Genomic DNA, 12,075 nt, shown 5'->3' on the forward strand with positions numbered 1-12,075 from the left:
CCAGCGGGGCGGTGCAGGCCGGTGCGACGGAGCCGGCCGCCGACCCGCAGGCCACCGGGGCGACGGCCCTGGAAGCCGCCGAGGCGACCGACCGGGCCCCCACCGTGGCCGCCGACCCGGAGGCCACCGGGGCAACGGTCCGGGCCGCCACCGCGGACGGCGGGCCGTGAGTGGGCGAGGCCGGCGAGCCGGAGGGCGGGGAAGCGACCGGCCCGCAAGGCGCGGCGGCGGTCGGGGCGGGGGTTACGGCGGGGGCCGGCAGGGACAGGGGCCGGGTCATGAGGGCTCCGTGCGGGCGGCCGTCATCGCGGCGGCGTCGAGGAGGGCGGTGCCGACGATCAGGTCGGCGCCGCCGAACTCCGGGTCGTCCAGCTCGGTGCCGTCGTCCACCGCGAACAGCAGCCGCTCCTCACCCTGCCGGTACGCCGTACCCACCGCCGGGCTCGCCGCGTGGACGGCCAGCAGCGCCACCAGGTACGGCAGTTCGGGGTCGCTGCGCCGGGCCTCGGCCAGCAGGCCGGACAGCCGGCGCGGCGCGTCGTGCGGAAGGTCCAGCAGCACCATGGCCGCCGCGAGCTGCTCCTCGCTGAACCGGCTGTCGTCCGGGGTGGCGATCAGGTCGGGCTCGGGCATCTCCACGCCCAGGTGCTCGCGCTCCACCGGCGGCGTCAGCAGGATCTCCACCAGATCGGCGACCCGCACCGAGACGGGCGTGCGCAGCCCCGTGCCCCGGGCGAAGAACGCGTCGGTGACCCGGGTGGCCTGCTCCAGCGGCAGCGGCAGCACCGGGGCGATCAGCTGCCCGTACAGGTCGATGCCCGAGCGCGGCGCCGGAGCCGCGAAGGCCTGCCGGTCCTGTTCGGCACGGAAGAGCGGGCCCGCGTCCAGCAGCCGCGACTGGAGCTGGGTGTGGCGGCGGATGCAGTCCTTGACGATGTCGACCAGCTCGGCGGCGCGCCGCTTGTTGTCGAGGTCCTCGGCTTCGTCGCGGGCCTTGCGGATGTTGGTGAGGATGGCGTTCTCGTGCCGGTAGCGGTCGGCGACGTGCTCCAGCGCCTCGGCGATCATGTCCGGCACGGCTTCGAGCCAGTCCACGGCCCGTACGTTGCGCCGCGTCGCGTCCAGCGTCCGGCGCAGGGTCTCCGCGTACTGGACGGTGCGGTACCGGGCCTGTTCGGCGGCCAGTTGCGCATCGGCGAGCCGGCCCCGGCTGATCAGCACTTCCAGCTTGACCTCGGCGGCGATCTGCGCGCTGGTGACGTCCGTGTCCAGGGCGCCCACCAGCACGTTCACGGCTTCGTCGGTGGTGCGCAGGTACACCGCCCCGCCGTAGCCGGGGACTTCCTCGATCAGCTTGAAGTCGTAGTCCCTCCGGACGTAGACCCCGTCGGGGCCGAAGGTGCCGTAGATCGCGCGGAAGCCCCGGTCCACGCTGCCGACGTTGATCAGGTTCTCCAGGACCCAGCGCGCCACCCGCTCGTGCTCGGCGGCGGGCCGGCCGGGGGCCTGGGCGGCGACGCGCGGCAGCAGCCGGGCCACTATCTGCTCGTGGTCGGCGCCGGTGTCGAAGTCCATGTTGAGGGTGACCAGGTCGATCGCGGCCAGCGCGACCTCCGCCATCGCGTAGACCCCGTACTCGCCGGCCAGATTGGCCTTGCGGACGTCGAGGTCGTGCAGCGGGGCGGTGCAGGCGAGGGCGCGCAGCCGCCGGGCCAGGCCCTCGTCGGCGGCCGGGCCCGGCGCCGGGGACACGAGGGGCTTCGCCGGGGCAGGGAGAGTCACGACGGAAAGACTAGGCGCTGACACGGACAACATCCCAAACGGCACGGTTCGGCCGGATCCTCCCCGGTCCGGCGGGGGGCCCGCCCGCCACCGCGCGAGTTCCAGGAGGGGCCTGTTCTACGCTCACCGCATGGCTCCCGTGATCACTCCCGTCATCGACCTCAACGCCGACCTCGGCGAAGGCTTCGGGCGGTGGACGCTGACGGACGACGAGGCGTTGCTGTCGGTGGTCACCAGCGCCAACGTGGCCTGCGGCTTCCACGCCGGGGATCCGTCCATCATGCGCCGGGTCTGCGAGCTGGCGGCCGGGCGGGGCGTACGGATCGGGGCGCAGGTCTCGTACCGGGACCTCGCGGGTTTCGGGCGGCGGGCGATGGACGTGCCGCCGCGCGAGCTGGCCGACGAGGTGGCCTACCAGATCGGCGCGCTGGAGGTCTTCGCGCGGGCGGCCGGCTCCGCCGTCTCCTACGTGAAACCGCACGGCGCGCTGTACAACCGCACCGTGTACGACGCGGGACAGGCGGGCGCCGTCGTCGCCGGGGTGCTGCTCGCGGCCGGCCCCGGCGGGCTGCCCGTGCTGGGGCTGCCGGGTTCGCTGCTGCTGGCGGCCGCCGGTGAGGCGGGGCTGCCCGCGGTGCCGGAGGCGTTCGCCGACCGGGCGTACACGGCGGTCGGGACGCTGGTGCCGCGGGGCGAGCCGGGGGCGGTGCTGAACGATGCGGACGCGGTGGTGGCCCGGGCGGTCGGGATGGCGGCCGAGGGTGTCGTGACGGCGGCGGACGGGACGGCGGTCCCGGTGGGCGCGCGCTCGCTGTGCCTGCACGGGGACACCCCGGGCGCCGCGGACCTCGCGCTGCGGGTGCGGGAGGCGCTGGGCGCGGCCGGGGTACGGGTGGAGGCGTTCGCGTGAGGCCGCTCGTCGTGGGTACGGAGGCGCTGCTTCTGGAGACGGACTCCGCCGAGGAGGTCGCAGCGCTTCACGCGGAGCTGTTGCGGCGGCGCGGGGAGCTGGGCGGCGTACGGGACATCGTGCCGGCCGCGCGGACGGTGCTGCTGGACGGGGTGGCGGACCCGGCAGCGCTGGGGGCCCGGATCGCCCGCTGGGAGGTGCCCGCGCCGGCGGCGTCCGAGGGGCCGCTGGTGCGGGTCGCGGTGCGCTACGACGGGCCGGACCTGGCGGAGGTGGCCGCGCTGTGGGGCGTGGGCGCGCAGGAGGTGCCGGCGATCGTCGGCGGTATCGCGTTCCGGGTCGCGTTCTGCGGCTTCGCACCCGGCTTCGGCTATCTGACGGGGCTTCCGGCCCGCTTCCACCTGCCCAGGCGGGCGACGCCCCGTACGTCCGTCCCGGCGGGCTCGCTGGCACTGGCCGGTGAGTACGCGGGGGTCTACCCGCGCTCCTCCCCCGGTGGCTGGCAGCTGATCGGGACGACGGACGCGGTGGTGTGGGACCCGGCGCGGGAGCCTGCGGCGCTGTTCGCGCCGGGGGTGCGGGTGCGGTTCGAGGAGGTGGGCGCGTGAGCGGGCTGCTGGTGCTGCGGGCCGGGGCGCTGACGACCGTCCAGGACCGGGGGCGGCCGGGGCTGGCGCACCTGGGCGTGCCCCGGTCGGGGGCGCTGGACGCGGGAGCGCGTGCGCTGGCCAACCGCCTCGTGGGCAACGCGGCGGACGCGGCCGTCCTGGAGACCACGCTGGACGGGGTGGCGCTGCGCGCGCGGGCGCCCGTCACGGTCGCGGTCACGGGCGCGCCCTGCGCGGTACGGGTCTCAGGGCGCCCGGCGGCGTGGGGAGCGCCGGTCCGGCTGCGGGCGGGGGCGGAGCTGGATGTGGGCCGGGCGGAGTCGGGGCTGCGGAGCTACGTCGCGGTGCGGGGCGGGTTCGCCGTCCCGCCGGTGCTGGGCAGTCGCTCGACGGACCTGCTGTCGGGGCTGGGGCCCGCCGTCCTGTCGGCCGGAACGGTGCTGCCGGTGGGCGGGGCCTGGATCGGCCCGGTCCGCGGGGCGGGCGCCCTGGGGGTGCCGGGGCCCCCGTCGGTGCTGGTGCTGCCGCTGCGGCTGGGCCCGCGGGCCGACTGGTTCGAGGCGGCTTCGATCGCGCGGCTGCTGCGTTCGCCGTACCGGGTGTCGGCCCGGTCGAACCGCATCGGCCTCAGGACGGAGGGCGGCCCCCGGCTGGCCCGCCGGCGGGGCGGGGAACTCCCGAGCGAGGGCATGGTCCTGGGCGCGGTGCAGGTCCCCCCGGACGGCCTGCCGGTGCTGTTCCTGGCCGACCACCCGGTGACGGGCGGCTACCCGGTGCTCGGCGTGGTCCCCTCCGGCCGCCCCCTGAACGCAGCGGCCCAGGCGGTCCCCGGCCTGGAGGTGCGCTTCGTGAGCGCATAGCCTCCGGCCGGGCAGCGGGCTCAAGCCCAGGCCCGCCGGGCCGACCCGCCGAAGCTGCGCGGGCGGGCGACGGGGCCACCGGTCTCGGGCCGGACCGAGGCGCCGACGAAGCTGCGCGTCCCGGCTCCCACGCCCAGCCGGGCGAGCGCCGCGCCTGCGAGCCCCGCCCGCCGGGGGGGGCGACGGGACTACCGGTCGCAGACCGGGCCGACCCGGCGACGAAGCTGCGGGGCCCGACTCCGAGCCCTGACTCCACCGCCCGGGCCCAGGGCCGGGCGGGCTCAGGCCCGGGCGGGCCGGGCCGGCGACAAGGCTGCGTGTCCCGGCTCCGCGCCCGCGCCGGGCGGGCGACGGGCTGCGAACCCCGGCTCCACCGCCCGCGCCCGAGCCAGGCGGGCTCAGCCCCGGGCCGACCGAGCGACGAGGCACCCGGACCCTGCGGGCCCAGTCCCCGGCCGGGCGACGGGACTACCAGCCGCAGGCCGAGCCGGCCTGGCGACGAAGCTGCGGCCTGACTGCACGCGCCCGCGCCCGGACCGTGCGGGCTCAGTTCTCGGGCGGGCGACGGGTCTAGCGGTCGCAGGCTGGGCCGAGGCGGCGACGAAGCTGCCGGGCCCGGCTCCGCGCTCGCGCCGGGCAGGCGACGGGCTGCGAGCCCCGGCTCCACCGCCCCCGCCCGGGCCGGGCGGGTGACGGGTCCCGGCTCGCGCTCGCGCTCGGGGGTGAGGAGGACGCGGGGGGCCGGAGGCGCCACGGAGGGTCGTACGGCGAGCGGTGGGGGGCGGCGCGTTACACCGCCGACTCCGGGGTGATGCGGCTGCGGACCGCCGACTGGACGTCCTCTTCCTCCGCCGGGTCGGCCGCCAGGCGGCGCAGGCGCGGGGCCACCCGGGCATCGGCCGTCTCGGCGTGACGGGCGGCCACTTCGCGGGTGGTCTCCTCGCAGTCCCACAGGCACTCGACGGCGAAGCCGGCCGCGAAGGACGCGTCCGTGCTGGCCAGTGCCCGGGCCGCGCGACCGCGCAGGTGGGAGGAGGAGGTCTCGCGGTAGATGTGGCGCAGCACCGGCGCCGCGCAGCCGATCGCCAGGCGGCCGGCGCCGTCGACGAGGGCGAAGAGGCGCTGCGCGTCGGGGCCGTGGCCGCGGACGGTGGAGCGCAGGGCGCCCAAGACCACCAGGGCGTCCTCGGCCGAGCCGCGGGCGGCGAGGAGGGCGCCGGCGGCGGCTCCGAGGGCGTCGGGGCGACGGACCCACAGGCGGCCCCGCTCGACGGCCGCCGCTCCGCACATGCGCTCGTAGGCGGCCACCGCGGCCTCGTCCCCGGCGGCTTCGATGAGGTCCAGCACGGCCGGGTTCTCCGGTTCGGCGAGGACGAGGTGGTGCAGGGCCGTGGCCCGCGCGGCCTCCCCGTGTGCCCCGGCGGCGGCCGCGAGGACGGTCGGGCGGTCCTCCGGCGTGGCGACGGCGGCGAGGCACCGGGCGGCCGGCACGTGCAGCGGGGTCCCGCGGCGCAGCCCGTCGGCGGCCCATTCGAAGACGGCTTCGACGCCCCATCCGGGCTGGGGGCCCTTGGGGGTGAGCTGGCGCTGCCACCGGTCGAAGGAGCCTTGCTGCCGGGCGGCGCGCAGCCGCTCCCCGTAGGCGGCGCTCTCCTCCCACAGCCGCCAGGGCCGGGGCTCGTAGGCGTCGCGGACGGCGGCGGCCAGCCGGGCCCCGCCTTCCTGCGTGGCGGGGAAGCGGGCGAGGACGGACGCGGCCAGGGACCGCAGGCCTTCGTCGTCGTCGCGCAGGGCGAGCTCGTCCAGGGCCCAGGACCAGTTCGCGCCGTGGGCGGCGTAGCGGCGCAGCAGCATCAGCGCGTCGTCGCGGCCGTAGGCGGCGAGGTGGCCGAGCACGGACAGGGCGAGGCCGGTGCGGTGCTCGTCCTCGTCGAGGAGGTCGTCGGCGGCGAAGAGGTGGGCTTCGATCTCGCCGAGGGGCCCGTCGAGGTCGAGGTAGAGACGGGCGTAGTACAGCGAGCGGTTCTCGACCTGCCAGTCCTGGCGCGGATCGCTGATGACGCACTGGTCGAGGGCCGCGAGGGCCTCTGCCCTGGGCGCCGCGAGCGCGTGCAGCGTGCCGTCGCCGCGGCCCCGCTGGAGGAGCCCGAGCAGGGTGCCGCTCGGCGCTATGACTGGTTCGAACATGGGAATGGCCTCAAATCAAGCTGGGGACGCAACCGGGAATCGGGATTCACAGGGCCGCGTAACAGCATGTGAGGACGTTCGCCGTCTTGTTCCGCTCGATGTAGACCATTGCCTTCTCACTCTCGTCGGTGCTTCGCGATCAGTACGGCCGGTTCGGCGGGGGTGGGGCGGAACGGCGTCCTTGTCCAGCCCGCTCCTGCCCGTCCGTCATGTCCGCGAATCGAATCCGACGCCATGATGACCCAGGCGGTTTGTGCGCCGCGACCACATTTACGTCTGCCGTGACCAACCCGTGAGGTCCGGGAGGGGTCGGAGCGCGCCTGGTACCGGCCAGAAGCGGACTACTTGGCTCCGAAAAGTTCCAGCAGGTCGGCCTTGGCGAACATGCGCGCCGTGTCCACTGCGGAGGGGGTCCCGGCGTACGGGTCGGCCCCGCCGGCGAGCAGGGCCCGGATGACGGCCTCCTCGCCCTTGAAGACGGCGCCCGCGAGGGGGGTCTGGCCGCGGTCGTTGGCGCGGTCGGCTTCGGCGCCGCGGGCCAGCAGGGCGGTGACGGCCTCCGCGTGGCCGTGGTAGGCGGCGAGCATGACGAGGGTGTCGCCCCGGTCGTTCGTGAGGTTCGCCGGGACCCCGGCGTCGAGGTAGGCGCTCAGCGCGGCGGTCTCCCCCTGCCGGGCGAGGTCGAAGATCTTGGTGGCGAGCTCGATGACGTCCGCGTCGGGAACGTCCTGGGAGCCGGAGCCGTCCGGGGTGCGCTCGCTCATGGGCCGTGCCGCCTTTCACTCACTGTCGTCGGCAAAGGTTTCCCCAGGCCGGAAGGGCAGGGGGCGTACGGGACTGCGTCCGTACGGGTGAATCGCCAGAGTAGCGCCCGGGTCCGTACATGGCGGGGGCGACCCGAGGCAAAGATCACCCTTGACCTGGTTCGCCCCGGGCCGTTTCACCCGTCCGCCGCCCCCTCCGGCGGCTCCTTGACCGCTCCGCCGCCGACGCGCCAGCCGGGCACCGCCAGTCAAGTGAAAGGCGCCCGGATTCACCCGTTTGCACCTTTTGTCGCATTGATACTTTCTGTGAGCCTGGAAGAACTGATGGTGACCGTCCCACGTCCCCACCCACCAGGAGAAGTCGTCATGGTCCTGTCCATTTCAGGCGTCGTTCTGCTCGGCATCATCTGCTTCCTCTTCTTCAAGAAGGACGGGATGAAGCTGACCCACGCGTTCGTGTGCTCGCTGTTCGGCTTCTTCCTCGCCGGCTCCGCCATCGCCCCGAGCATCACGGCGAGCACGGCGAGCCTCGCGAGCCTGCTGGGCGGGATCAAGCTCTGAGCCCGCCGTACGCCGTTCAGGCCGGCCGGCCCGGGCCGGCCTGACGGGCCGTCCGCCGCAGCCCTGCCGTCCCCGCCCCGCCCGTCCCCGACCGCCCCGCCCCCGACCGCACCGTCCCGCCACACCACAACTCCAGGAGACGCCCGTGGCCCGGCGCCCACTCCCCCGCATCCTCACCGGCGGCACCACGTCGCTGGCCCGGGGCCGCGACCTCGCCCGCACGGCCGCCGACAGCGCCACGGATGTCCTGCATCCGCTGATCGTCATCGGGCGCGGCCTGCGCGTCCTGGCGGCCGCCGGGCGGCGCAAGTGGGCCGACACCCCCAAGGACAAGCGCGGTCCCGCGCTGTTCCTGGGGGCCGCCGTCGTCCTCGTCCTGGCGCTCGTGCCCTACGGTCCGCTCCTCGGCCTGCTCGCCCTGATGGCGGCGGCGGCCTGGCACGGGCGGCCGCGCACCCCGGTCAAGACCGGCCCCAGCGACGCCGAGACCGAACGCCTGCGTTCGCTCTACGAGGCCCTCGTGCCCTACTTCTCCGTCCCGGAGGACCCGAGTCCGCTGTTCGTCCACGGCGGGAGCTGGGACCAGGCGTTCAGCGACCACGCCTTCGACGAAGCGGGCCGCGTCACCCGGCTCCGCATCCGCTACCCGGCCTACTTCACCGACGGCGAGCCGGCCGCCCGGGCCCGGATCGAGGCGCTGCTGCACGCCAAGTCGGGGCGCGGGCGGGAGTACCTCTTCGACTGGGACGAGGAGGGCAACCAGCTCGAACTGCGGGTGCTGGAGGCGCTGTCGACGGGCATCGCCGCCCAGCCGTTCGTGACCGCCCCCGGGGAGACGGTCCTCGGGTTCACCGACGCCGGGAGCGTGCAGCGCACACTGCCCGTCCTGGAGGGCGACGAGCCGCGCGACGTGCCACCGGTGATCTGGCGGACCGGGCCCCGCTCCACGGAGCCGCACCTGCTGGCGGCCGGCCAGCCGGGCAGCGGCACCACGACCCTGCTGCGCTCGATCGCCCTCCAGGCCCTGCGGCACGGTGGCGAAGTGCTGATCGTCGAGGGCGGGGGCAGCGGCGAGTACGCCTGCCTCACCGGCCGGGCGGGCGTTCTCGCGGTCGAGTGCGGTCCGAGCGGCGCGCAGGCCACCTTGGAATGGGCGGCGCAGGAGACGGAGCGGCGGCTGATCGCCGCCCACCGGGCCCGGGAGTCCGGGTGCGCCATGCCCGAGGACACCCGCCGCCCGCTGTGGGTCCTGCTGGACCGGCCCAGCGTGCTCGCGCACCTGGCGGCTGCCGAGGACGGCCCGGATCCGCTGGGGCGGCTCCAGGTGCCGCTGCGGCACGGGCGCGCCGCGCACGTCACGGTGGTGGTGGCCGAGCACTTCGACCAGCTGGAGCTGCTGGGCGACGCCGTCTGGCAGCACACCCGGGCCCGGGTCGTGCTCGGCCCCGTCGGGATCCAGCAGGTCGCCGAGGTGCTGGGGCTGCCGCCGCACACGACGCCGACGGCGCAGGTCCCGCCGGGGCGCGGGTACGCCCGGCTCGGGGCCGGTCCCGTCCTGCGCCTCCAGGTGCCTGCCACACCGGATCCCTACGACGACGCCGCCTACCCGGTGCACCGCCAGGCGGTGACGGAGCTGCTTCCGGAGCGTGCGCAGCCGCGTACGCCGCGGCCCGCGGCACCGGAGCACGTCACCCCGGCTACGCCGCTGCGCATCGTCCAGCCGCCGCCCCGGGCGCAGGCACCGTCGATCGGCGCCGAGGAGGAAGGGAGCGGCGTCGAAGCAGACGTGCGGGAGGAGCGGGAATCGGCACGGGAGGTCCCGGCGGAGACGCCGAAGGCCCGCGGCCCCTGGCCCGTGGGGCCCTGAGCCCGCACGGCCCGCCCCCCCGACCGCCCTACGCGACGAACGTGCGCGGCGGCTCCGCCCCGCTGCCGCCCGCACCCGTACCGACCAGCCGGGCCGCCGCCGCCAGCCGGGCGGCGGCCTCGTCCGCGACCGGCCCGCCCACGGTGAACGGCAGCCTGACGTACCCCTCGAACGCGCCGTCCACCCCGAACCGGGGGCCCGAGGGGACGCGCACGCCGACCCGCTCCCCCACCTCGGCCAGCCGCGACCCGGACAGCCCGCCGGCGCGGGCCCACAGCGTGAGGCCGCCCCGCGGTACCTGGAACTCCCAGTCGGGCAGCTCCCGGCGCACCGCCGCGACCAGCGCGTCACGGTTGTCCCGGGCCTGGACGCGGCGTATCCCGACGGCCTCCTGCCAGCCGCCGGTGCGCATCAGCCAGTTCACCGCGAGCTGCTCCAGCACCGGGGTGCCGAGGTCGGCGTACGCGCGCGCGGCGACCAGGCTGCGGATGACGTCCGGGGCGGCGCGGACCCAGCCGATCCGCATGCCGGCCCAGAACGCCTTGCTGGCGGAGCCGACGGTGATGACGGTGGAGCCGGCCGGGTCGAAGGAGCAGACCGGGCGGGGCATGGCGAGTCCGGGGTCGAGCTGGAGTTCGGCCATGGTCTCGTCGGCGACCAGGACGGTGCCGGCGGAGCGGGCCGCCTCGACCATGGCGCGGCGCTGCTCTTCGGAGGCCAGCGCACCGGTCGGGTTGTGGAAGTCGGCGACGACGTAGGCCAGGCGCGGCGCGGAGTCCCGTAGCACCTGACGCCAGACGTCCATGTCCCAGCCCCCGAGCCCGGAGGCCATCGCGACGGGTACGAGGCGTACCCCGGCGGCCCGCATGAGCTGGAGGATGTTGGCGTAGGAGGGGGACTCGACGGCGATGCGCTCACCGCGGCCCGCGAAGAGGCTGCAGATGGCGTCGATGGCGCCCATCGCGCCGGTGGTGACCATGATCTGCTCGGGCATGGTGGGGATGCCGCGTTCGGTGTAGCGGTCGGCGAGCATCCGGCGCAGCGCGGGCAGGCCTGCGGGGTAGTCGCCGTGGGTGTGGGCGTAGGGCGGCAGTTCCTCCAGGGCGCCCTGGACGGCTTTGGTGAGCCAGGGCTCGGGTGCCGGGAGGGCGGCGCAGCCGAGGTCGATCATCGAGCCGAGGGACTCGGGCGGCAGGGGTTCCAGGCCCCGGGCGGGCAGCGGGTTCCCGGCGGGGACGGCGGTCCAGCTGCCGGCGCCGCGCCGGGACTCGAGGAAGCCCTCGCCGCGCAGGGCCTCGTAGGCGGCGGCGACGGTGGTGCGGCTGAGGGTGAGGGCGACGGCCAGCTCGCGCTCGGCGGGCAGCCGGGCGGCGACGGGGACCCGCCCTTCGAGGACGAGGAGCCGGATCCCGTCGGCGAGGAGGCGGTAGGCGGGGGGCCTGCGGGCGCCGGGCACGGGGGGCCGGTCCTGCTGCGAGGTGATCAGACGGGCGAGCTGTGCGGCACCGACCGCCGAGGTCCACTGAGCCATGCTGTCCGGTCCACCTTCGTCGAATTGGCCGCGACCGGCCGGTTCGGGGGCCGGTATTGGATTGCTCCTGCGAGGTCAGGGTGTCATGGAGCGGTCCATTCGGGCCAGGGGGACCGGCGCGTTCACCGGGCGTCCATCCGGACGCTCACGCCCCACCGGTAACAGCGGGCATACTGCCGCCGTGACGCACGTACGCCTTCGCCATCCGTATCTCGACCACCCGGCTCCGATCCCCTTCGCGCACCGGGGTGGTGCGGCGGACGGCCTGGAGAACACCGCTTTCGCCTTCCGGCGGGCCGCCGGGGCGGGCTACCGGTACTTCGAGACCGATGTGCACGCCACCGCCGACGGCAAGCTGGTCGCCTTCCACGACGCCACCTTGGACCGGGTGACGGACGCGCGGGGCCGGATCGCCGAGCTGTCGTGGAAGCAGGTCAGCGCCGCGCGGGTGGGCGGGACGGAGCCGCTGTCGCTCTTCGAGGACCTGCTGGAGGAGTTCCCCGAGGCCCGCTGGAACGTCGACATCAAGGCGGAGTCCGCGCTCTACCCGCTGGTCAACCTGATCGCCCGGGCCGGGGTGTGGGACCGGGTGTGCGTGGGTTCGTTCTCGGAGAGCCGGGTGGCCCGGGCCCACCGGATCGCGGGGCCGCGGCTGGCGACCTCGTACGGGGTGCTCGGCGTACTGGGGCTGCGGCTGCGCTCGTACGCCATCCCGGCGGCCCTGCGGGTGGGCGCGGTGGCGGCGCAGGTCCCGGAGAGCCAGGCCGGCGTACGGGTGGTCGACCGGCGCTTCGTACGGACGGCGCACGCGCGCGGGCTCCAGGTGCACGTGTGGACCGTGAACGAACCGGAACGCATGGAGGCGCTGCTCGACCTGGGCGTGGATGGCATCATGACCGACCGGATCGACATCTTGCGCACGGTGCTGGACCGCCGCGGAGCCTGGGCCTGACCGCCCGACGGGCCCGTGCGCGGGCTCGGGCGGCCGTGGCGGTACGGGGACAG

The 12,075-nt window shown here is 75.8% G+C and carries 11 protein-coding genes; 7 read left to right on the forward strand and 4 right to left on the reverse strand.

Features of this window, described 5'->3' with window-relative positions:
* The first annotated feature begins 11 nt into the window (after positions 1–11).
* Positions 12–170, forward strand: a complete 159-nt coding sequence (locus IE207_RS27755; RefSeq protein ID WP_190187062.1) for a hypothetical protein — start codon at positions 12–14, stop codon at positions 168–170.
* Positions 171–276: 106 nt separating this feature from the next.
* Here IE207_RS27755 and IE207_RS27760 read toward each other — a convergent pair whose 3' ends face one another.
* Positions 277–1,815: a hypothetical protein gene (locus IE207_RS27760; RefSeq protein ID WP_229874087.1), complete on the reverse strand. Its 1,539-nt coding sequence runs from the start codon at positions 1,813–1,815 to the stop codon at positions 277–279.
* Between the two features lie 97 nt (positions 1,816–1,912).
* Between IE207_RS27760 and IE207_RS27765 the strand changes: the two genes are divergently transcribed.
* The 3 genes from IE207_RS27765 to IE207_RS27775 are packed head-to-tail and all read left to right on the forward strand — an operon-like array spanning position 1,913 to position 4,160.
* Positions 1,913–2,692, forward strand: coding sequence for a LamB/YcsF family protein (locus tag IE207_RS27765; protein ID WP_190187064.1), 780 nt, complete (start codon positions 1,913–1,915; stop codon positions 2,690–2,692).
* A complete protein-coding gene (locus tag IE207_RS27770; RefSeq protein WP_190187065.1) occupies positions 2,689–3,300 on the forward strand; it encodes a 5-oxoprolinase subunit B family protein in 612 nt (203 codons plus the stop codon). The genes IE207_RS27765 and IE207_RS27770 overlap by 4 nt, the downstream gene beginning before the upstream one ends.
* Before the next feature lie 5 nt (positions 3,301–3,305).
* Positions 3,306–4,160 carry a 5-oxoprolinase subunit C family protein gene (locus IE207_RS27775; RefSeq protein ID WP_190187151.1) on the forward strand — a complete coding sequence of 285 codons (855 nt, stop codon included), beginning with the start codon at positions 3,306–3,308 and terminating at the stop codon, positions 4,158–4,160.
* Between the two features lie 789 nt (positions 4,161–4,949).
* Here the strand turns inward: IE207_RS27775 and IE207_RS27780 are convergent.
* Positions 4,950–6,347, reverse strand: a complete 1,398-nt coding sequence (locus IE207_RS27780; protein ID WP_190187066.1) for a HEAT repeat domain-containing protein — start codon at positions 6,345–6,347, stop codon at positions 4,950–4,952.
* 341 nt (positions 6,348–6,688) lie between these two features.
* Positions 6,689–7,111 (reverse strand): ankyrin repeat domain-containing protein, encoded by a 423-nt coding sequence (locus IE207_RS27785; protein WP_190187067.1) that lies wholly within the window; start codon positions 7,109–7,111, stop codon positions 6,689–6,691.
* Between the two features lie 366 nt (positions 7,112–7,477).
* On the opposite strand from IE207_RS27785, the gene IE207_RS27790 reads away from it, so the two are divergent.
* Positions 7,478–7,672, forward strand: a complete 195-nt coding sequence (locus tag IE207_RS27790; RefSeq protein WP_030031218.1) for a hypothetical protein — start codon at positions 7,478–7,480, stop codon at positions 7,670–7,672.
* Between the two features lie 145 nt (positions 7,673–7,817).
* A complete protein-coding gene (locus IE207_RS27795; RefSeq protein ID WP_229874066.1) occupies positions 7,818–9,539 on the forward strand; it encodes a P-loop NTPase family protein in 1,722 nt (573 codons plus the stop codon).
* Between the two features lie 28 nt (positions 9,540–9,567).
* Here IE207_RS27795 and IE207_RS27800 read toward each other — a convergent pair whose 3' ends face one another.
* On the reverse strand, positions 9,568–11,070 hold the full coding sequence (locus IE207_RS27800; protein ID WP_190187068.1) for an SCO1417 family PLP biosynthesis transcription factor: 1,503 nt from the start codon (positions 11,068–11,070) through the stop codon (positions 9,568–9,570).
* Positions 11,071–11,251: 181 nt separating this feature from the next.
* Here IE207_RS27800 and IE207_RS27805 point away from each other — a divergent pair, with 181 nt between their 5' ends.
* Complete coding sequence (locus IE207_RS27805) at positions 11,252–12,022, forward strand: glycerophosphodiester phosphodiesterase family protein (protein ID WP_190187069.1); 771 nt, start codon at positions 11,252–11,254, stop codon at positions 12,020–12,022.
* Positions 12,023–12,075 lie beyond the last annotated feature (53 nt).

This window comes from Streptomyces cirratus, assembly GCF_014650775.1.
GTDB classification, from domain to species: domain Bacteria; phylum Actinomycetota; class Actinomycetes; order Streptomycetales; family Streptomycetaceae; genus Streptomyces; species Streptomyces cirratus.